Annotated in this window: 18 protein-coding genes; 4 read left to right on the top strand and 14 right to left on the bottom strand. The window is 66.5% G+C overall.

Features of this window, described 5'->3' with window-relative positions; genetic code table 11:
- Positions 1 to 6: 6 nt before the first annotated feature.
- From AC1RRP_RS15950 to AC1RRP_RS16000, 11 genes are all read right to left on the bottom strand, one after another.
- Positions 7 to 1,473, bottom strand: a complete 1,467-nt coding sequence (locus tag AC1RRP_RS15950) for an FAD-dependent oxidoreductase (RefSeq protein WP_493037882.1) — start codon at positions 1,471 to 1,473, stop codon at positions 7 to 9.
- 155 nt (positions 1,474 to 1,628) lie between these two features.
- The gene (locus AC1RRP_RS15955; protein ID WP_493037884.1) at positions 1,629 to 2,600 is read right to left on the bottom strand and encodes a Bug family tripartite tricarboxylate transporter substrate binding protein; all 972 of its coding nucleotides are present in this window, start codon (positions 2,598 to 2,600) and stop codon (positions 1,629 to 1,631) included.
- A 15-nt stretch (positions 2,601 to 2,615) separates the two neighbouring features.
- Complete coding sequence (locus tag AC1RRP_RS15960) at positions 2,616 to 3,587, bottom strand: Bug family tripartite tricarboxylate transporter substrate binding protein (RefSeq protein ID WP_493037886.1); 972 nt, start codon at positions 3,585 to 3,587, stop codon at positions 2,616 to 2,618.
- Complete coding sequence (locus AC1RRP_RS15965; RefSeq protein WP_493037888.1) at positions 3,584 to 4,480, bottom strand: sugar ABC transporter substrate-binding protein; 897 nt, start codon at positions 4,478 to 4,480, stop codon at positions 3,584 to 3,586. The genes AC1RRP_RS15960 and AC1RRP_RS15965 overlap by 4 nt, the downstream gene beginning before the upstream one ends.
- Before the next feature lie 221 nt (positions 4,481 to 4,701).
- The gene (locus tag AC1RRP_RS15970; RefSeq protein WP_493037890.1) at positions 4,702 to 5,424 is read right to left on the bottom strand and encodes an SDR family oxidoreductase; all 723 of its coding nucleotides are present in this window, start codon (positions 5,422 to 5,424) and stop codon (positions 4,702 to 4,704) included.
- A gap of 30 nt (positions 5,425 to 5,454) precedes the next feature.
- Entirely contained in the window at positions 5,455 to 7,233 is a 1,779-nt protein-coding gene (locus AC1RRP_RS15975; protein WP_493037892.1) for a thiamine pyrophosphate-binding protein, read from the bottom strand.
- 32 nt (positions 7,234 to 7,265) lie between these two features.
- Positions 7,266 to 8,735 (bottom strand): aldehyde dehydrogenase family protein, encoded by a 1,470-nt coding sequence (locus AC1RRP_RS15980; protein ID WP_493037894.1) that lies wholly within the window; start codon positions 8,733 to 8,735, stop codon positions 7,266 to 7,268.
- Positions 8,735 to 9,121 carry a cupin domain-containing protein gene (locus AC1RRP_RS15985; RefSeq protein WP_493037896.1) on the bottom strand — a complete coding sequence of 129 codons (387 nt, stop codon included), beginning with the start codon at positions 9,119 to 9,121 and terminating at the stop codon, positions 8,735 to 8,737. Before AC1RRP_RS15985 ends, AC1RRP_RS15980 begins: the two co-directional genes overlap by 1 nt.
- Before the next feature lie 30 nt (positions 9,122 to 9,151).
- On the bottom strand, positions 9,152 to 11,686 hold the full coding sequence (locus tag AC1RRP_RS15990) for a branched-chain amino acid ABC transporter ATP-binding protein/permease (RefSeq protein ID WP_493037898.1): 2,535 nt from the start codon (positions 11,684 to 11,686) through the stop codon (positions 9,152 to 9,154).
- Between the two features lie 11 nt (positions 11,687 to 11,697).
- Positions 11,698 to 12,573, bottom strand: a complete 876-nt coding sequence (locus AC1RRP_RS15995) for a branched-chain amino acid ABC transporter permease (protein ID WP_057674461.1) — start codon at positions 12,571 to 12,573, stop codon at positions 11,698 to 11,700.
- Between the two features lie 71 nt (positions 12,574 to 12,644).
- Complete coding sequence (locus AC1RRP_RS16000; protein WP_493037901.1) at positions 12,645 to 13,916, bottom strand: ABC transporter substrate-binding protein; 1,272 nt, start codon at positions 13,914 to 13,916, stop codon at positions 12,645 to 12,647.
- Between the two features lie 147 nt (positions 13,917 to 14,063).
- Here AC1RRP_RS16000 and AC1RRP_RS16005 point away from each other — a divergent pair, with 147 nt between their 5' ends.
- The gene (locus AC1RRP_RS16005; RefSeq protein WP_493037902.1) at positions 14,064 to 14,999 is read left to right on the top strand and encodes a LysR substrate-binding domain-containing protein; all 936 of its coding nucleotides are present in this window, start codon (positions 14,064 to 14,066) and stop codon (positions 14,997 to 14,999) included.
- Positions 15,000 to 15,034: 35 nt separating this feature from the next.
- On the opposite strand, the gene AC1RRP_RS16010 is transcribed toward AC1RRP_RS16005, so the two are convergent.
- Together AC1RRP_RS16010 and AC1RRP_RS16015 are read right to left on the bottom strand one after the other, a co-directional pair.
- Positions 15,035 to 15,547, bottom strand: a complete 513-nt coding sequence (locus AC1RRP_RS16010; RefSeq protein ID WP_493037904.1) for a GlcG/HbpS family heme-binding protein — start codon at positions 15,545 to 15,547, stop codon at positions 15,035 to 15,037.
- 145 nt (positions 15,548 to 15,692) lie between these two features.
- Positions 15,693 to 16,625 (bottom strand): LysR family transcriptional regulator, encoded by a 933-nt coding sequence (locus AC1RRP_RS16015; RefSeq protein WP_493037906.1) that lies wholly within the window; start codon positions 16,623 to 16,625, stop codon positions 15,693 to 15,695.
- A gap of 51 nt (positions 16,626 to 16,676) precedes the next feature.
- On the opposite strand from AC1RRP_RS16015, the gene mnmA reads away from it, so the two are divergent.
- The 3 genes from mnmA to xdhC all read left to right on the top strand — a co-directional run bounded on the left by mnmA (position 16,677) and on the right by xdhC (position 19,627).
- On the top strand, positions 16,677 to 17,819 hold the full coding sequence (gene mnmA, locus AC1RRP_RS16020) for a tRNA 2-thiouridine(34) synthase MnmA (RefSeq protein WP_493037907.1): 1,143 nt from the start codon (positions 16,677 to 16,679) through the stop codon (positions 17,817 to 17,819).
- Between the two features lie 91 nt (positions 17,820 to 17,910).
- The gene (locus tag AC1RRP_RS16025; protein ID WP_493037909.1) at positions 17,911 to 18,753 is read left to right on the top strand and encodes a GIY-YIG nuclease family protein; all 843 of its coding nucleotides are present in this window, start codon (positions 17,911 to 17,913) and stop codon (positions 18,751 to 18,753) included.
- Between the two features lie 58 nt (positions 18,754 to 18,811).
- Entirely contained in the window at positions 18,812 to 19,627 is an 816-nt protein-coding gene (gene xdhC / locus AC1RRP_RS16030; RefSeq protein WP_493037911.1) for a xanthine dehydrogenase accessory protein XdhC, read from the top strand.
- Between the two features lies 1 nt (position 19,628).
- On the opposite strand, the gene AC1RRP_RS16035 is transcribed toward xdhC, so the two are convergent.
- The gene (locus AC1RRP_RS16035; protein ID WP_493037913.1) at positions 19,629 to 21,035 is read right to left on the bottom strand and encodes an 8-oxoguanine deaminase; all 1,407 of its coding nucleotides are present in this window, start codon (positions 21,033 to 21,035) and stop codon (positions 19,629 to 19,631) included.
- Between the last annotated feature and the right edge of the window lie 7 nt (positions 21,036 to 21,042).

The raw sequence follows: 21,042 nt of genomic DNA on the forward strand, positions 1-21,042 counted from the left end.
GGCGGGTCAGCGCACGGCCTGCGCCGCCATACGGCCCGCGCGCCGGCCCGAGACAAAGGCCCAGGCCAGGTGGTGGCCATGGCCCTTGAGCAGCAGGCCGCCCTGGCCCGTGGAGCCTGCGGCATACAGGCCTGGCCAGGGCAGGCCGTGGGCGTCCAGTACGCGGTGCTGGTGGTCCACCATCAGGCCGCCCTCGCTGTGCACGAAAACCGAACGCACCGGGCCCAGCGCCACGTAGGGCCCTGCACCCAGGGGGCGCACCGGGGCCGCCGCCACGCTGCTCGCCAGCACCGCCGCGTCCATGCCCAGCTGGCGCGCCAGCTCCGGCAGCGTGGGGGCCTCGGCGTAGACGTCGGGCCGGTTCTGGCGGTAGTCGGGAATGTAGGCATAGGCGATGCCCGGCGCCGTCGACACGAAGTGCGGCCAGGCCGAGAACTGTTGGGCCAGCGCCTGGTCGATCACGATGTAGCCCACCTTGCCGGGCTGGTCGGGCAGGCGCCAGGCCGGCTTGTCGAGTTCGTTGCCGAAACGCTCGCCGCGCTGGTTGACCAGGATAGCCCCCTGCTCGAACAGCGTGGTCGACGGTGCCAGCGCCGTGGTCAGGAACTTCATCATGAAGGGCCGCAGCAGGGCCTGGGGCAGGTGGTCCAGCGACCACTGCATGAAGACTGCCAGCCAGCGCCAGGGCGGCAGGCGCCGCACGAAGGTCTCGGTGGCCGGGGCGATGAAACGGATCTCGGGGCCCAGCGCCAGGTCGCCATTGACGATGCGCGCGCCCAGGGTCTCGCCCAGGCGCTGGCCGTCGCCGGTGGCCGTGAGGTTCACGCCTTCCACCTTGGCCTCCTGCGGGCCCATGAAACGGGCCTTGAACTCGGGGCCGTTGGTGAAGTCCCCCGCGGCCAGCACCACGCCACCGCGCGCGCTGTAGCGCATCAGGCCGATGTCGCCCTCGGCGTCGACGCCGGTCACGCGCCCGCCCTCCTGCACCAGGGCGGTCACGCGCAGGCCGGTGCGGATCTCCACACCGGCGCGGCGCGCGCGCCGGCCCAGGTGGTAGATGAAGGCGCGTGAATTGGGCAGCACGTTGTGCATGCGCGGCTGGCGGTGCGGCGGCTCAGGCATGGGGCCCATGAAACGCACGCCGGAATCCAGCAGCCACTGGAAGGTGGCGGGCATCTCGTTGCAGAGGATGCGGCGCAGCTCGGGGTTGTCGCGGGCATCGAGTTCACCGGCAAAACCCGGCATGTCGGCCCAATGGTCCGCCGGGTTGTCGACGATGCCGCGTTTCTTCTGGTGCGGCGTGCCGCTGGACGTCACCGAACCGATGGACCAGGCGGTGGAGCCGCCCAGGGCCGGGTTCTTCTCCAGCAGCAGCACACTGCGCCCGCTCTCGCGCGCCTCGATGGCCGCGGCCAGGCCGGCACCACCACCGCCGACCACCACCACGTCAAAGATTTCCTCTTGCCGCGTCAATCACCACTCCTCAGAACTTGTGAGGAAATCGTAGCAAGCGGCCCGAGCGCAAGGCGGACGGAGCGCAGGAGCCGGAACGTACTTCCTGTACGTGAGGACTCCGAGCACCGCCCAACGCCGCGATCGGGTCGCACAGTAGATTTATTCATGAGTTCTCAATCCAGCTTGATGTTGGCCGCATTGATCACGGCCGTCCACTTGCTCGTCTCGGCCTCGTTGCGCTTTTGCGCATCGGCCGGTGTGCCGCCCAGGGCCATGATGCCCAGGCCGTCCCAGCGCTGCACCAGGTCCTTGTCCTTGAGCACGACGTTGAGCTCGGCATTGAGCTTGTCGACGATGGCCGCCGGCGTGGCGCTGGCCACCGAGAGCGTGTACCAGGGCACCGAGGCGTAGCCGGGCACACCGGCTTCGGCCACCGTGGGCACATCGGGCAGGCTGGGGCTGCGTGCCGTGCCGGTCACGGCCAGGGCGCGCACCTTGCCGCTCTTGAGCTGCGGATGGGCCGTGCCCAGGCTCTCGAACAGCATGTCGATCTGGCCGCCCAGCAGATCGGCCATGGCCGGCGCGCCGCCGCGGTAGGGCACGTGCACGTAGTCCACCTTGCTCATGTAACGAAACAGCTCGGCCGCCATGTGCATGGCCGAGCCATTGCCGGCCGAGCCGTAGGTCAGCCTGCCGGGCTGGGCCCGGGCCAAAACCAGCAGCTCCTGCACCGACCTGGCCGGCAGGTCCTGCTTGACGATCAGGATGCTGGGCGCCTCGGCCAGCAGGATCACCGGCGTGAGCTCCTTCAGGGGGTCGTAACGCAGCTTGGGATACAGGGCCACCGCGCCGTTGTGCGCGATGGTGGCCAGCACCAGGGTGTAGCCGTCGGCCGGGCCCTTGGCCACCTGCTCGCCACCGGTGTGACCGCCGGCCCCGGGTTTGTTCTCCACCACCACGGGCTGGCCCAGGCGCGGGCCCAGCTTCTCGGCCACGCCGCGGGCCAGCAGGTCGGCCGGGCCACCGGCCGCGTAGGGCACGACGATCTTGACCGGCCGGGAGGGAAAAACGTCCTGGGCCTGGACACAGAGACTGGCGGCCAGCAGGCCGGTCACCAGCAGCGGATGGATCAGTTGCTTCAGCATGTTGGTCTCCCGGGGTCAGTCGAGTTGAATCCTGGCCGCTTCGATCACGCGGGTCCACTTCTCGGTTTCGCTCTTGAAAAATGCGGTCGCTTCAGCAGGGCTGTTGGGTGTGTAGTTCATGCCCAACTTGTCGTAACGCGCCACCACCTCGGGGCTGGCCAGCACACGCTGCACGTCCTGGTTGAGCTTGGCCACCAGCGCGGCCGGCATGCTGGCCGGCGCAGCCAGCGAGAACCAGGAGGTGCCGCTGTAGCCGGGCACGCCGGCCTCGGCGATGGTGGGCACCTCCGGCAGGCGAGGGTCGCGCTTGGAACCGGTCACGGCCAGCACGCGCAGCTTGCCGCTTTGCACGTGCGGTATGCCGGAGGACATGTTGTCGAACATCACGTCGACCTGGCCGCTGATGAGGTCGATCAGGGCCGGGCCGCTGCCCTTGTAGGGCACGTGGTTCATGCGCTGGCCGATGGCCAGCTGGAACAGTTCGGTGACCATGTGCACCGAGGAACCCGCACCGGCCGTGGCGTAGTTGATCTTGCCGGCATTCGCTTTCGCATCGGCCAGGAAGTCGGCAAAGGTCTTGTACCTGGAGTTCGCCGGCACCACCACGATATTGGGCGACTCGCCGATGATCAGCACGGGCCGCAACTCCTCGGCCGGCTTGTAGGTCAGCTTGCTGTAGCTGGCGTAGGCGGCGTGGATGCCGATGGTGCCCACCATCAGGGTGTAGCCGTCGCCGGGCGCCTTGGCCACGATCTGCGCGCCCAGGTGGCCGCTGGCGCCGGGCTTGTTGTCGACGATCACGTTGTGGCCGTACTGGGTGCTCAGGCGCTCCCCGATGATGCGCGCCAGGATGTCGACCGCGCCGCCCGGCGCGAACGGCGCCACCAGGCGGATGGGCTTGTTCGGGTAGTCCTGCGCGATGGCACCGCCGGCCAGTGTGGCCAGCAGCAGTCCGCCCAGGACCTGCTTCAGGAAGTTGCGTTTCATTTTCTGCTCCTCAGTTGTTCCAAGGTGATGACGGGGCGCTGCTCGTACGGCAGGTTCCACTGCGCGCAATTGCCTCGGTCCACGATCTGCACGGGCAACTCCACCGTGGCCGGCACGCTCTCGCCGCGCAGGTGGCGCGCCGCGCATTCGGCCGCCAGATAGGCCATCTGCATGGCGTTGAAATCGGCCGTGGCCAGCATGCGGCCGGCGGTTATGGCTTCGATGGCCTGGGGGATGGCGTTCACGCCCACCACGGCCGCGGTCTGGCCCGCGGCGTCCAGTGCATCCAGCACGCCGATGGCCATGATGTCGTTGGCGACGAGCACCGCGTCGGGTGCGGCGTTCGCCTGCAGCCAGGCCGCCGTGCGGTCCCGTGCGGTCTCGCGCACATAGTCACCCGCGATCTGACCTGCCAGCACGATGCCGGGCAGGGCGCGCGCGGCTTCGCGGAAACCGCGCAGGCGTTCCAGGCTGGTGTAGGACTCCTCGGGGCCCGTCACCACGAGCACCCGGCCCTTGCCTTGCAGATGTCTGAACAGGTAGCTTGCGATCGCCCGCGCCAGCTGCTCATCGTCCGAGCTGACATAACTCACCATGGGCGCGGCCGCGATCGGGTTGACGAAGCCGATCATGGGAATGCCAGCGGCCACCACCTGGCCGATCGCTGCATCCACCTTGCTCGCATGCACAGGCGAAAAAACGAAGGCATCGGGGCGCGGGTTCAATGCCAGCGCCTGCGCGATCAGCGCGCTCTGCTCCACCGGGTCGTCACCTTTGCCGGGCACGAAGTGCAGCACCTCGTCACCAAACACGGTCGCAGCGCGCTCCGCGCCCAGGCGCGCCGCGCCATACGCCGGGTTCGTGTAGTTCTTGGTGAAGACCGCGAGTCTCATGATTCAGCTTGCGTGATCAGCATGTTTTGCCGCCGGGCTGCCCCAAGGCCTCTGGGCCGCTTGGCGGCCAGCACCGAAAGGTAAAACGCGGCCCCCTCGGGGGGCTGAGGCCCGCGGCTCCAAGTCTGCCTGCGCAGACTTGGACGGGCCGAAGAGCCGCAGCCTCCGGCGCGGCCCCATAGGGAGCTACACGCAGTGAGCAACCGTGGGGGCCACATGCTTCAGACCATGCCGCCATTCGGCTGGATGATCTGGCCGTGCACCCACGACGCCTTGTCCGAAGCCAGGAAGGCCACGACCTCGGCCACTTCCTCGGGCTGGCCCACGCGGTTGAAAGGGCTCATGCCGGCCGAGCGGGCGATGGCGGCCTCGTCCTTGCCGGCGCGGAACAGGTCGGTGTCCACCGGGCCCGGGGCCACGCCGTTGACCCGGATCTTGCGCGGCGCCAGCTCCTTGGACATGGAGCGCAGCAGGCTTTCGACACCGGCCTTGGTGGCCGTGTAGGCCCCGCCGCCGGGCACGGCCACACGCACCATGGAGGTGGTCAGGCCGATGATGTTGCCGCCGTCCACCACGTTCTTGGCGGCCGCGCTCAGCACGTTGAAGGCGCCGATGAGGTTCACCTCCACGACCTTGCGGAAGTTATCCGGGTCGTACGTGGCGATGGGGCCCGGCGGCACGTTGATGCCGGCATTGGCCACCACGCAATGGGGCATGCTGCCGAAGTCCTTGGCCACATCGGTGAACACCTGCGCGACCTGGGCCGGCTCGCGGATGTCGACCTTGTAGCCCTTGGTGCTGGCGCTGCCTATCCTGGCCGGCACATTGGGTGCGCTGCTCACATAGGTGTAGGCCACGTCGTAGCCACCTTCGGCCAGCTTTTGCACCGTGGCCGCGCCGATACCGCGCGTGCCACCGAAAACGAGGGCGATCTTCTTGCTCATGGGAAATCCTTGATTGATTCGAGTGAAAGGTCAGGCCTTGTACGGCTTGCCGTAAATGGGTTCCTTGTAGGGGATCGGGGGGAGCTGCCAGGTGCCCGTCGACGGTGGGCGCACCTCGGCGTCCACGTGCACGTCGATCACACAGGGACGCTTGTTCTTCAGCGCCTGCTGCACCGTGGCACCCAGGTCCTGCGGGCGCGTGACGGTGTAGCCGTCGGCGCCGCAGGCGCGAGCCCAGGCCGCGAAGTCCGGGTTGTAGCGTGCGCCGGTTTCACCGTGGTAGAAGGCCGTGCCGATCTCGCGGCCGTCGAACAAGCCGTACTGCAGGTCACGGATCGCCCCCCAGGCAAAGTTGTTCCAGATGATCCAGACGACCGGCAGGTTGTATTCCACCGCGGTGCACAGCACATAGGGCGCCATGGTGAAACCGCCGTCGCCGACCACGGCCACGCAGGGCCGATCGGGCGCGGCCAGTGCCGCGCCCATGACGCCGCAGACGCCGAAGCCCATGCTGGAGTAACCCCAGCTGTTGAGCATGCTCTGCGGCCGTTTGGCTTGCCAGAACTGCATGAACCAGTTGTGGTGCACGCCCGAGTCCAGCGCGAGGATCACGTCGTCGGGCAGCACCTTCTGCAGCGTGCCCACCACGAACTCGGGGCGCAGCGGGCTGGTGGAGTCGCCGAAGTGCGGGCGCACAAAGGCTTCCCACTGCGCCTGCCAGCCCTGCACCTGGGCCAGCCAGGGCGCGTAACGCGGGGCCGTGATGTCCTTGCGAGCCGGCAGCGCATTGAGCAGTTGGCGCGTGAAGACCTTCACGTCGGCGATCACCCCCAGCGTGGGGGCGTAGTTGCGCCCCAGCTCCTGCGGGTCGATGTCCACGTGCACCAGCTGGGTCTTGGGAAAGTTCCAGGAATAGCCCTCAAACCAGCTCGAGGAGCTGCGATCATCGAAACGCGTGCCCAGCGTGATCACCAGGTCCGCACGGCGGCCGGCCTCGTTGGCCGGGTAGGCACCGTTGCGGCCGATGAAACCCAACGCCAGCGGGTGGTCGCCGCGGATCGCCCCCATGCCATTGGGCGAGGTGATGACGGGGATGCTTAAGCGCTCGGCCAGTTCGGTGATCTCGGGGCCGGCCTCGGACAGGGTGGCGCCGTGGCCGATGAAGAGCACCGGCTGGTGCGCTGCGGCGAGCAGGTCCAGCGCGGCGGCCACGTCCAGGTCATTGGCACCGGGGCGGTGCGCGCGGTGGATGTGGGAGGCCGGCGGCAACTCGACGTCTGCCTCTTCCTGGTAGACGTTGTAGGGGATGTCCAGGTTCACCGGGCCGGGGCGGCCCGTGACCATGGTGTCCATGGCCTGGCGCAGGGCCAGGGGCAGCATGTCCACGCGCGTGGGCTGGAAGGCGCGCTTGACCACCGGGCGCATCACCTGCGCGAAGTCGGCCTGGTTGTGTTTGTACAGCTCCTGAAACGGCGCGCGGTTGTGCTGCGAAGTCGGCACGTTGGACGTGATGCACAGGAAGGCGGACGAATCCGACAGCGCGGTGGCGCAGGACATCACCATATTGGCCGAGCCCGGGCCGGTGGAGGTCAGCGTGGCCACCGGCTGGTGCTTGACGCGGAAGTAGGCATCGGCCATGTGGCCGGCACACTGCTCGTGGCGCGGCGAGATGAGCTTGAGCTCGTCCTTCACGTCGTACAGCGCGTCCAGGATGCCCACGTTGCCGTGGCCGCAGATGCCGAAGATGTACGGCACTTTCTCCTGGACCAGGTATTGGGCGATCAGTTCGCCACCTTTCATCTTGGCCATGTTCAGTTCTTTCTAATCTCGGGTAGCAGGTGTCAGACCGCGGTGAACGTCACGATACGCTCTTCGGTCATTTCGTGGACCGCGTAATGCGGGCCTTCGCGGCCGAAGCCGCTGTCTTTGGAGCCGCCGTAAGGCATCAGGTCCACGCGCGAGCTCGAGGTCTCGTTGATGTGCACCCCGCCCACCTCCAGCTGCTGGGCCGCGGCCAGCGCATCGCCCAGGCGGTTGGTGAACAGGCCCGTGGCCAGGCCGAAGGGTGTGGCGTTCACACGCGCGATGGCCTGGGCCAGGGTCTTGAAGGGCACGATGCAGACCACGGGGCCGAAGATCTCGTTGCAGCCCACGCGCATGTCGTCGCGGATATTGGTCAGCAGCGTGGGCGGCACCACGGCACCCCGTCTTGGGCCTCCGGCCAGGCGTTTCGCGCCGGCCGCCACCGCCTCGTCGATCCAGGCCTCGATGCGGATGGCGTTGTCTTCGCTGATCACGGGCCCGACAAAGGTGGTGGAGTCCTGCGGGTCGCCATAGGACAGCGCCTTGACCAGTTGCGCCAGGCGGGTCTCCACCTCGGCCAGCAGCGACTCGTGCACCAGCAGCAGTTGCACCGAGGTACAGACCTGGCCGGCCTTGCGGTAACCGGCATTGACGATCTTGGGCAGGGCGGCGTCCAGTTTGGCGTCGTCACAGACGATGGTGCAGGCGATCGAGCCCAGCTCCATCTGCGTGCGGCGCAGGCCGGCGGCCTGCTGGATCTTGCGGCCCACTTCGGTGCTGCCCGTGAAGGCGAAAAAGCGCACGCGCTCGTCGGCCTGCAGGGCCTGCACCACCTCGGCACTGCCATGCAGCACGCTGAGAAAACCCTTGGGGATCCCGGCGTCCAGCAGCACCTCGGCCAGCAGGCAGGCCGTGATGGGTGTGAAGGACGAGGGCTTGAGGATGACGGCATTGCCGGCGGCAAAGGCCGGTGCCACCTTGTGCGTGACCGTGTTGAGCGGCGAGTTGAAGGGCGTGATGGCGGCCACCACACCCAGGGGCACGCGCAGGGTGAAGCCCAGGCGGCCGGCCGCGCCGGGGGCGCCGGCCAGCGGGATCACGTCGCCGGCCAGGCGGCGCGCTTCCTCGGCCGAGAGCCGCAGCGTCTGGATGCAGCGACGCACTTCGCCCGCCGCATCACTCTGCGTGAAACCGGCTTCCAGCTGCATGGCGCGCACGAACTCCTCGCTGCGCGCCTCCAGCAGCTGGGCGGCGCGGTCCAGCACCACACCGCGCTCGTAGGCCACGGGCGCGCCCTGGCGGAAGGCGGCGTGCGCCACCTCCACGGCCAGTCTTACCTGTGCCGCATCGGCGGTGGTGACCGTCGCGCAGGGCTGCAATTTATACTTGTCGCGCACGGCGACGCGCGGGCCCGTGCCGGCGATCCACTGGCCGTTGACCAGCAGGCCGTAGACAGCCGGAGCGGCGGACGTGGCCGTGTCGATCACGGCAGATACCTTGCGGTCCATCAGCGCGTCTCCTCTTCGTCGTCGGCCGGGGTGGTGATGACCAGGAACACCAGGCCATCGGTGCCGGTGTTGGTGAAGCTGTGGCGTACGCCCGGCGGCACGTAGACGTAGTCGTGCGGGCGCATCAGGTTCTTCGTGTCGTCCAGCGTGAGGATGCCCTCGCCTTCGAGCACGTAATAGACCTGCTCCTGCACCTTGTGCACGTGCTCACCCACATAGGCGGCGGGTGCGTAGCGCGAGATGCGGAAGTCCACACGCGAGCTGCCGGTGGTGGTGGGGCCGGCCAGCTCCTTGGACAGGGCGCCGCCGAAGTGGCCCGGGTATTCCTTCCAGGGCATGTTGGCCATCTTTTCCAGCAGGAGCCGCAGCTCGGGTTTCTTGTTCATGGTCATTCCTTCCTTGTGTGTTGCAGCGACTCAGAGCCAGAGAATCTTCTTGCGGTAGTCGAGATCGGTCAGCAGCGGCTCGGCCGGGCCTTCGTGGAAGACGGCGCCGCGCTCCAGGGCATAGGCGCGGTCAGCCAGGGCCAGCACCAGGTCGAGGTTGTGCTCGACGATGACGATGGACACGTGCTGGCGCAGCTGGTCGAACACGGTGAACAGCTCCTGCACCACGGTGGGCGCCAGGCCTTCGAAGGGCTCGTCCAGCAGCAGAAGCTTGACGTTGCCCGACAGCGCGCGCGCCACGGCCACCATCTGCTGCTCGCCACCCGAGAGGTAGTCGGCCGCCACGTTCATGCGTTGCTTGAGGCGCGGGAAGTATTCGAGGATCTGCGCCTCGTCCCAGACCACACCGGTCTTGCCGTCGGTGGGCCGGGCCAGCCTGCCCAGGGCCAGGTTCTCGCTCACCGTCATGCCGGCAAACAGGCCGCGGCCTTGCGGCACGTAGCCGATACCGAGACGCGCGATGTCGGGTGCGCTTTGGCCGGCGATGTCGCGGCCGTTGAAGACCACACGCCCGCTGGCCGGCGGCAGCAGGCCCACCAGGCTTTTCAGCAACGTTGATTTCCCTGCGCCGTTACGCCCGAGCAGCGCCACGATCTCGCCCTCGCGCACCTGCAGGCTGGCGTCGTTGAGGATGTGGCTCTTGCCGTAGAAGGCGTTGACCTTGTCGAAGTCCAGCACCAGGGGGCGGTCGCCGGTGGCGATGCCGGTGCGGCCCGTGACCGGCGGCGTGCCGGTGCCGGTGTAGATCTCCTGCACGCGCTGGTCGCAGCGCACCTCGTCGGGTGTGCCGCTCATGAGCACCTCGCCCTGGTTCATCACGGTCACGCGGTGCGAGAAGGACAGCACACGGTCGATGTCGTGCTCGACGATGAGCACGGGGATGTTGCTGGCGATGGTCTTCACCAGGTTGGACACACGCTCGCGCTCGGCTGCGGCCAGGCCAGCCAGGGGCTCGTCCATCAGCAGCACCTGAGGCTTGGAGCCCAGGGCGATGCCTAAGTCGACCAGGCGCTGGCCGCCGTAGGACAGGTCACCCCCGCCCACCTGCTCCATGCCCTGCAGGCCCAGGAACTTCATGAGTTCGGCGGCCTCGGCGTGGATCTCGGGGTAGCTGTCGATGTCGCGCCAGAAATTGAAGCGCGCGCTGTGCCGCGCCTGCAGCGAGAGGCGCAGGTTCTCGTAGATGCTCAGGCCCTTGAAGAGGTTGGTGATCTGGAAAGAGCGCGCCAGGCCCTGCTGGCAGATGCGGTCCGGCGCCAGATGCTGCACAGCCTGGCCGTGCAGGCGCACCGTGCCGGTGTCGGGCATGAACATGCCCGAGATCAGGTTGAAGGTGGTGGTCTTGCCGGCGCCGTTGGGGCCGATCAGCGCGTGGATCTGCCCGGCCTGCACAGTGAGGCTGTTCTCGCGCACGGCCTGGATGCCGCCAAAGCGCTTGCTGATGCCCTGGGCTTCGAGTACAGCGCCTTCCACGCGCTTGGGGCGCAGGAACTCGGGCAGGGGCAGGCCTTCGTAGATCTTGCGCTTGCTCATGGCTGCGCCATCTTCGGGCGCGGGGCGGAAACGGCGCTGGAGCTGGGCCCAGATGCCGGTCAGGCCCGCGGGCGAGAAGATGATGAAAGCGACAAAGATCAGGCCGAAGTAGAGCAGCCAGTTGTCGGTGTAGATGGAGAAGAGTTCGCGAAACAGCAGGAAGAACAGCGCGCCCAGGGCCGGGCCCAGGAAGCTGCGCATGCCGCCGATCACCACCATGGCCAGCAGCTCACCCGAGAAGGCCACCGTGGTCGACTCGGCGGCCGCCAGGCGGTGCAGGAAGACCACCAGCGCGCCGGCCAGGCCGGTGATGGTGGCCGAGAGCACGAAGGCCAGCAGCTTGTACTTGTCGATGTCGTAGCCCTGGAAGGTGGCGCGCTGCTCGTTCTCGCGGATGGCCACCAGCACATGACCAAAAGGCGAGCGCACCACACGCAGCAGGCCGTAGAGCACGGCGAAGGCGATCAGGGCCGTGAACACGTAATAGGTCAGGTGGCCGTTGAGGTCGATCGGGCCGATGGAGCCCCGCTCGATGCCGCCCAGCCCGCCCTCACCTCCCGTCAGCGCCGTCCAGCGGAAGGCGATGGCGAAGGTCAGCGCGCACAACGCCAGTGTCAGCAGCGAGAAATAGACCCCGCGCCGGCGCAGGATCAGGAAACCCACCGCCAGCGCCAGCGTGGCCGTGAAGACGATGGAGAAGGCGAAGGGCAGCACGGTCTGGTCCTTGAACCAGTGCAGCTGGGCCAGCGCGGCCGCGTAGCCGCCGATGCCGAACCAGGCGCTGTGGCCGAAGGACACCAGGCCCGTGGTGCCCACCAGCAGGTTCAGGCCCATGGCGGCTATGGCCAGGATGACCACCACGGTGGCGGCGTCCAGCGTCAGGCCGATGGCCTGGAACACGAGGGGCAGCAGCACCAGGGCCGCCAGGCCGACCCACAGGGGCCGGTACTTGGAATTCAACAGAGCATTCATTGTTCTTGTACTCACTCGAAACGCTCGATGCGCTCACCCAGCAGGCCGCGCGGCCGGAACATCAGCACCAGGAACATCAGCACGTACATGGAGGCCTCGCCGGCCGCCGGCTGGAAATGGATGGTGATGCCGCGCACCACCCCCACCAGCAGGGCCGCGAGCACCACACCCCAGAAGCTGCCCAGGCCGCCGATCACCACGACGACAAAGGCCACGGTCATGATCTCTGTGCCCATGGCCGGGTGCACGATGGTGATGGGGCCGAAGAGCACACCACCCAGCGCGGCCGTGGCCACGCCCAGCATGACGATGGCCGTCATATAGGGCTGCAGCTTGATGCCCAGCACGGCCACCATGTCGGGCTTCTGCACGCCGGCGCGCACCACCCGGCCGAAGGAGGTCTTGTGCAGCAGCAGCCAGATGCCGACCATCACCACGGTCACCACGCCCAGGATGAAGAGCCGGTACTTGGAGAACATCATGTCGCCCATGATGAGCTGGCCCTTGAATTCGGGCGGCATGGTGGAGGCCAGCGGCGCCGAGCCCCAGGCCATGCGCAGGGCCTGCTCGGCCACCAGCGCCAGGCCAAAGGTCACCAGCAGGCTCAGGATGGGGTCGGCCGTGTAGAAACGGCGCAGCAGGTAGCGCTCGAACAGGATGCCCAGCAGGCCGACGAGGGCGGGCGTGATGAAGATGCTGCCGGTGAAACCTGCGTGCTTGATCACTTCCAGGGAGACGTAGGCGCCCAGCGCGTAGAAGGCGCCGTGTGCCAGGTTGACGATGCCGCCCACGCTGAAGATCAGCGAGAGGCCCAGGGCCAGCAGCAGGTAATAACCACCGAGCACCAGGCCGTTGACGACCTGCTCGAGCAAGAACAAGATTTCCATGGGGATCCGGGAGAGTGAAAAAGGCGCCGGCACCCAGAGTGCGGTGCCGGCTCGCTCAGCTCAGGTTTCGCTTACATCTTGCAGGCGCTCTCCGCCTTCGGGGGCGCCAGCAGGTCCAGCGGCTGGTTCGCGGCGGGCACGGCTTCACCAAACAGCAGGAAGTCCTGCTTGTTCTTGGCCTGGCCCTTGGGCTTGACGGTGAAGGGGTAGGCTTCCTGCATGAGCTGGTGGTCCCAGCTGCGGAAGTAGGCCTTGCGCGCCTTCAGGATGTCGAACTGCGCCTCCGACTCGAAATAGGCGATCAGCTTCTCGGTGTCGGTGGACTTGGTGGCGTTCATGGCCTGCGCCAGCATCTTGAGCGAGACGTACTCGATCCAGGCGTGGTTCTCCGGGATGCGGCCGTACTTCTTGGTGAAGTTGGCCACGAAAGCCTGGGAGCCCGGGGTCTTGAGCTCGTGGTGCCACACGGTGGGCCAGATGCCGCCCAGGTTGCCTTCGCCGGCAGCCCAGGCGTCGGCCGTGTTCAGGTTGAAACCGGCCACCGGGTAGGGCAGGCCGAACTCCGAATACTGTTTGACGAAGTTGGTCACCTGGTTGCCGGCCAGGTTGGTGGCGACCAGATCCGGGCGGGCCTGGCGGATCTTGAGCAGATAGGGGCTGAAGTCGGTCACGTCGGTGGCCACCAGCTCGTCGCCGATCACCGTGCCGCCGTTGGCGGCGAAGAAACGCTTGGCCTGGCGCGAGAGGTCGTGGCCGAAGAGGTAGTCGGCCGTCAGGGCAAAAATCTTCTTGCCCTTGACCAGGCCTTCACGCACCAGCGCTTCGCCGGCAGCATTCACCATCACCGTGACCGGGATGTCGACGTGGAAGGTGTAGCGGTTGCAGTCCTTGCCGCGCAGCGCGTCAGAGCGCGCGCCGATGCTCATGAACAGCTTCTTGTTGCGCGCGGCCACCTGCGAGATGGTCAGCGCCGAGCCGGAGTTGATCTCGCCCATCAGCACCGTGACATTGTCGCGCTCGATCATGCGCTGCGCCTTGGTGGCGGCGGTCTGCGGGTTGACCGAGTCTTCGCTCAACACATCGAGCGGGCGGCCCATCACGCCGCCGGCGGCGTTGATCTCTTCCGCGGCCATCTTGATGCCCTGCGCGGCGTACTCGCCCAGCGCGCCGAGGAAGCCCGTCATGGGCGTGAGGTGGCCGATCTTGATCGGGCCCGCTTGCGCGCCCACCCAGGCGGGCATGCCCAGCGCAGCCGTGCCGGCCATGAGGGCGCCGGTCTTGAGCAGTTGGCGGCGCTGGCTCGACGTCGCCGGGAGGTCTGCCTTGTTGTACTTGGCTTCCATGATCTTGTCTCCTCTAGGTTTGGGTATGGACTGGAATGCAAGGCCGATGATAGGAAGAGCGCTTCACTCTGGAAAATACTGTTTTCCGAGATGGGGTATAGCTATTTCTTATAGGGGGCCATCCTCAAAAACTTATAGGATGCGGCGATGGACCTGCGACAACTCCGGTATTTCGTACAGATCGTGGAAAGCGGCAGCCTGGCCAAGGCCTCGCGCCAGCTGTTCATCGCCCAGCCCGCGCTGAGCCAGCACATTGCCAAGCTCGAGGCCGAGGTCGGCAAACCCCTGCTGATCCGCACGGCCAAGGGCGTCACGCCGACGGAAAATGGCACCGCCCTGCACCACCATGCGCGTTTCATGCTGCGCCAGCTGGACCAGGCCCTGTCCATCGCGCGGCAGGAGCCGGGCACAGTGCACGGCATGGTCTCGGTGGGCCTGGCCGCCACCACGGTCTGTGCCGTGGGTGTGCCTTTCATGCGGCGCATCCGCGAGAAATTCCCCGGCATCGTGCTCAATGTGGTGGAAGGCATGAGCGGCCACCTCGCGCAGATGATGCGCATGGGCCAGCTGGACCTGGCCATCCTCTTCAGCCGCGACGCCGTGCCCGATCTGCCGGCCGAACCGCTGGCGGAAGAAGAACTGTTTGTGATGCTGCCCGAGGACAGCGACCTGGTGCCGCCGCGGCGCATCAAGCTCAGCTGCACCGACACGGCCGACCTGCCGCTGATCCTGCCCACCGGCATCCACGGCCTGCGCCGACGCATCGCCGCCGAGTTCGAGCAGCGCAACCTGGCCCTGCACGTGGTGGCCGAGATCGACTCGCTCTCGCTGCTGATGACCTGCGTGCGCGACGGCATGGGCGCCACCATCAAGCCCATGTCGGCCGCCCTGCTCGAAGGCCGCATGCGCGAAGGCTGGCGCACCCTGGCGTTTTCCGACGCCGACATGAAACGCCCCAACTTCCTCTACTCGGTGGACCCGGAGCGCCTGACCCCCGCCGCCGCCGCCGTGCGCGGCGAACTGCGTGAAACCGTCAAGCAGCTCGTGAACAGCGGGACGTGGAAAGGGGTCAACCTGCTCTGAGCAGATGGACCCCCTGGGTCGACGGGCGCTGCCGCTTACTTCAGCGCGGCAATGCCGGCATTGGCCACCACCTCGTCCTGCGCACCGGAAGCGCCGGAGCAGCCGATGGCACCGATGATCTTGCCGCCGTCCATCAGCGGAATGCCGCCGCGCGAAGCGATCACGTCATCCAGGGTCAGCAGATAGTTGTTGCCGCCCTGGATGCCTGCCTCGAAGGCCTTGGTCGGGCGCTTGTACTTGACCGAGGCGCGGGCCTTGTGGATGGCCACATCGTTGGAGCCGAGCTGGGTGCCATCCCCACGCTTGAAGGACACCAGATTGGCACCGGAGTCGACCACGGCGCAGGCCAGCGTCCAGTTGCGGCGCCTGGCTTCGGCCATGGACGCTGCCAGCACGGTGTCGGCCCGCTCCAGGCTGATCGGGCTGCCGTAAGGGAAGTCGTTGGGCTGTTTCTCGCCCACCACGTCCAGCGGGTTGGGTGCCTGGGCAAAAGCGGTGCCAGCCAGCAGCAGGGTAGCCACCACCAGCAGTTTGCGGGTCTTGATCATGAACGTCTCCTGTTTATGTGTTTATGACGTCTGTCCGCCGGGTGAAGTGGCGGCAGCAGACCGACGCAATGTAGTCCGCCGCACGCCCCTCGCCCCCCTCGGCTTCGCGATGGGGGCATCAGTTTTTCTGATGAGGGGCGGCGCCTCAATCCGCCAGCAGGCTGGCGCCCACCCAGCGCCCCGAGCGCACCAGTTCGCGCACGCAGTCGGCCAGCACCACCCGGGCGGCCAGGCCGGCGGGTGACAGCTCGTCGTCCGAGAGGCTGCACAGCATGTTGCGGCGGCGGGCCAGGGGGTCGGCCAGCTCCGACAGAGCAAAACGCTCGCCCGCATCGCGGTAGCGGCTCACCGCCGACCAGGGCTGCAGCGAGCCGCCCAGGCTGGCTTCGACCGCGTCCATGAGCATGGACAGGGAATCGATCTCGGCGACCACGGTGGGCTGGATGCGCGCACGGCTGAACACCGCGTCCAGCGCGGCGCGCAGGCCGTGGCCGCCCGTGGGCATGATCAGCGGTACACCCTTGAGGCTGGCCGCGCGCACCTGCGCCGGCGGCTTGCCCTTCACACTGCTGCGCGCGCGGATGTAATAGAGCTTCTCCTCCAGCAGCGGCATCACGCTCCAGCGCCGCCCCGGGTCGGTGTTGAACAGCACGGCCAGGTCCAGCTGGCGCGCATTGAGCATGGTGGTGACATGGCCCGACATGCTTTCCACCAGGTGCAGGCGCACATCGGGATAACGCTCGCGCATGGCGCGCAGCAGGGGCAGGCCCAGCACGGCCGCCGTGGTCGGCGCCAGGCCCACGCTGACCGAACCCGACAGCCGCGCCTGCTGCGCCGCGCGCGCGGCCTGCTCGGCATGGCGCAGAGTCAGCTGGGCCTCGCGGAAAAAGGCCAGGCCGGCCTCGGTAGGCGTCACGCCCTTGCTGGAGCGCTGCAGCAGGCGGGTGGACAGCTCCCCCTCCAGCCGGCTGATCTGCTGGCTCAGGGCCGACTGCACCATGTCGAGCTCCAACGCGGCGCGGCTCATGCTGCCGAGCTCCACCACCCGCACGAAATAACGGATCTGCCTGAGTTCCATAAAAGCCTGCTGTCTGCCTTGTTTGTCTGCGGCTGGGATAATCGCACACCTATGGGTACAGCAGGCAAACAAAGGGTGGTGGTGGGCTTGAGCGGGGGCGTGGACTCTGCGGTCAGCGCGTACCTGCTCAAACAGCAGGGTTACGAGGTCATCGGCATCTTCATGAAGAACTGGGAAGATGACGACGACAGCGAATACTGCTCGTCCAACATCGACTTCGTGGACGCCGCCGCCGTGGCCGATGTGATCGGCATCGAGATCGAGCACGTCAACTTCGCCGCCGAGTACAAGGACCGCGTCTTCGCCGAGTTCCTGCGCGAATACCAGGCCGGCCGCACGCCCAACCCCGACATCCTGTGCAACGCCGAGATCAAGTTCAAGGCCTTCCTGGACCACGCCATGCGCCTGGGCGCGGAGAAGATTGCGACCGGTCACTACGCAAGAGTGCGGCTGAACGAGGGCACTGGCAAACACGAGCTGCTCAAGGGCCTGGACCCGTCCAAGGACCAGAGCTATTTCCTGCACCGCCTCAACCAGGCCCAGCTGAGCAAGACGCTCTTCCCCGTGGGCGAGCTGCACAAGACCGAGGTGCGCCGCATCGCGGCCGAGATCGGCCTGCCCAATGCCAAGAAAAAGGACAGCACGGGCATCTGCTTCATCGGCGAGCGCCCCTTCCGCGAATTTTTGAACCGCTACATCCAGAAGGAACCCGGCCCCATCAAGGACGGCACGCCCGCCCCCGGCGACAAGGCCTATGGCCGCGTCATCGGCAAACACGAAGGCCTGAGCTTCTACACCCTGGGCCAGCGCCAGGGCTTAGGGATAGGCGGCATCAAGGCCAAGGGCGCGCAAAAGGGCGGCGGTGAACACGCCCCCTGGTTCGTCGCGCGCAAGGACATGGAGAAGAACACGCTGTGGGTGGTGCAGGGGCACGAACATCCCCTGCTGCTCTCGCCGCAACTGCACGCGCAGGACGCGAGCTGGGTGGCGGGGGAGCCGCCCCAGCCGGGGGTCCTGGCGGCCAAGACGCGGTATCGGCAGGCGGATGCAGCTTGCACGATTTCTGACATTGAGGGGGCAAGCTTTAGCCTTGTTTTCCCGGAGGCGCAGTGGGCGGTAACGCCGGGGCAGTCGGCTGTGCTGTATGACGGTGAGGTTTGTCTGGGTGGTGGCGTGATTGATGCGGCGAGCTAATCGCTTACTTGCGTAGTAGCGTGGGTTTGAAGTTTTAATAACGCAGATATTGCGTCCATCTCAATTCGGCGGCTTTACGGGAAACTTCTCAATGAACAAGTCAGCGACGATCAAGATCTTTCTGCCATTCGGAGATGCGAAAGGTGTCCGGACGGCAGAAATCTCAAACTGGTCAGGAAAAGCCGTTGCCGCACCTAGGTCTGAGCTTGAGCACTTTCTTGCCAGAGAAGAACTATCTAAGCCCGGCGTTTACATACTCACCGGAGTTGACCCCGACACCGGCAAAGCCATGGCGTATATCGGGGAAGCGGAGTCCGTATCTGATCGTGTTAAGCAACATAAAACCAAAGACTTCTGGAATGCTGCGATCGCGTTCGCAAGCAAAGATGAGAACCTAACGAAGTCCCATATCCGCTACCTTGAAGGTCGTCTTATTCAGTTGGCACTTGCTGTTGGTCGCTATGTGATAACGAACAACCAAAGCAGCGGCTCAAAACTTCCAGAGTCAGACTTAAATGACATGGAGGTGTTTCTTGAACGGATCAGCCAACTCCTACCGGTACTTGGCTCTGAGCTCCTCACCCCTGTGGTTGCCGCGGCCTCAGCAGCAGAGAAGCAAATTCTTCTCTCCTGCAAGATGAAGGGCGCGATAGCCACCGGCTTTCGGACGCCAAACGGCTTTGTGATCCTTAAGGGTTCAACTGCCGTGAAGCAATTGCGGGAATCAGCCGGAACCTGGATTGCTTCCCTAAGAGAACAGCTAGTCAACAACGGTAGTCTGATTGAGGCTGGAGAATTCTTTGCGTTCGCCAAGGATGTTGAATTCTCAAGCCCAAGCGCCGCGGCTGCTGTTGTTCATGCCGGCAATGCTGCCGGCCCAGTGGCCTGGAAAGACGCTTCGGGCAAAACCCTCAAAGAAATCGAAGGGGTCTAATAAGTCACTGGTAGCGGCCTTCAGCCCATCGCTAGATGACCGGCACGACACTCGCCTCATGAATTCCGCGCTTTCTGAGTTGCAGCAAACGCTAGCCCATGAGCAAACCATGCTCGTCCGCGTTGTGCAAACGCAGGGCTCGGCTCCCCGCGAAACCGGTGCATGGATTGCCGCATCAACAGACCGCGTGATCGGCTCCATCGGCGGCGGCCATCTGGAGTTCGACGCCATCGCCCAGGCCCGCGCCATGCTCGCGGGTGCTGCCGTCCCTACCGAACCCCAGCGCGTGGCACTCGGCCCCAGCATGGGCCAGTGCTGCGGCGGTGTGGTGTTTCTGCGTTACGAGTTGCTAGGCCCGCAGGACGCGGCCGGTCTGGCGCAGCGCCTGCAGACACCTGCCGCCCCTGTGGCCCTGTTCGGCGGCGGCCATGTGGGCCAGGCGATCGCACGCCAGCTCGCCCACCTGCCCTTTGCCCTGCACTGGATCGACAGCCGCGACGAGATCTTCCCGGCCGACTTGCCGCCCAACATCCGCTGCGAACACTCCGACCCGGTGCAGGCGGCCGTGGCCGACATCGCCCCAGGCTCCTTTGTGCTCATCATGAGCTTCAGCCATGCGGAAGACCTGGAGATCCTCGCCCTGTGCCTGCAACGCGCACGCCAACAGAACGATCTGCCCTACATCGGCCTGATCGGCAGCAAGAGCAAGTGGGCCACCTTCCGCCATCGGCTGGAAGCGCGCGACTTCAACGAGGCTGACTTTGCGCGCGTGACCTGCCCCATCGGCGTCCCGGGCATCGCGGGCAAACAGCCCGAGGTGATCGCAGTGGCGGTGGCCGCACAGCTCTTGCAGCAGTTCGGGCCGCCGCCCTGATTCAGCGCGTGCCGGCCTGCTGCGCGAGCTGCCAGGCCAGGGTGTTGTGGCGTTCCACGAGCTGGCCCGTGTCCACCGTCGTGAGTTCGCCCTTGCGTACCACCACCTTGCCGTTCACCACCGTGTAGTCCGTGTTCTCGCTGGCGCAGAGCAGCAGCGCACCTACGGGGTCGTGCACGGCGGCGCCGGCCATGCTCAGTGTGTCGGTGCGGTAGAGCGCCAGGTCCGCGCACTTGCCAGGCGCGATCTGGCCGATGTCGTTGCGGCCCAGCACGCGGGCGCCGCCACGCGTAGCGAGCCAGAGCGCGTCGCGCGGGGTCATTTCGCCCGGCCCCGTATCGCAACCGAAGGGCTCCAGGGCCTTGCCCACACGCGCCAGCAACATGGCCTGGCGGGCTTCGTTGAGCAGGTGGCCCGCGTCGTTGCTGGCGCTGCCGTCCACGCCCAGGCCCACGGGCACACCCAGATTCAAGAGCTTGCGCAGCGGCAGGATGCCGCTGGCCAGGCGCATATTGCTGCAGGGGCAGTGGGCGATGCCGGTGCCGGTCTTGGCGAAGAGGTAACTGCCATGCTCGTCGAGCTTGACGCAGTGGGCGTGCCACACGTCTTCGCCCACCCAGCCCAGGTCTTCCACGTACTCGGCCGGCGTGCAGTTGAAGTGCTCGCGGGTGTAGGCGATGTCGTGGTCGTTCTCGGCCAGGTGGGTGTGCAGGCGCACGCCGTAGGCGCGGGCGAGCTTGGCCGATTCGCGCATCAGGTCCTGGCTCACGGTGAAGGGCGAGCAGGGGGCCACGGCGACCTGCAGCATGGCGCCGGGGCTGGTGTCGTGCCAGGTCTCGATGAGGCGACGCGTTTCCTGGAGGATGAAGTCTTCTTTTTCCACCACGCGGTCGGGCGGCAGGCCGCCCTGGCTCTCGCCCACGCTCATGCTGCCGCGGGTGGCCGTGAAGCGCATGCCGATGGTGTGCGCGGCTTCGATGCTGTCGTCCAGGCGCACGCCGTTGGGGTAGATGTAGAGGTGGTCGCTGCTGGTGGTGCAGCCGGACAGCAGGAGCTCACCCATGGCGACCTGGTTGGAGACCTGGACCATCTCGGGTGTGAGCCCGGCCCAGATGGGGTAGAGCCCTTTGAGCCAGGAGAAAAGCTCGGCGTTCTGCACGCCGGGAATCGCGCGCGTGAGGCACTGCACCATGTGGTGGTGGGTGTTGACTAGGCCGGGCACCACCAGATGCTTGCGTGCGTCGATCACCTCGTCGGCCTGGTCCTGCAGGGCGCGCAGGTCGCTGCCCGCAGGCAGCACCTGTTCGATGAAACCATCGCGGATGAAGAGCGAGGCGTCCTTGAGTTCGCTGCGCGCGTCGTCCTGGGTGGCGATGCAGCGTGCATCCTTGATCAGCAGAGTCGTCATACAGCGT

The organism is Hylemonella sp. GW821-FHT12C09, assembly GCF_058807395.1.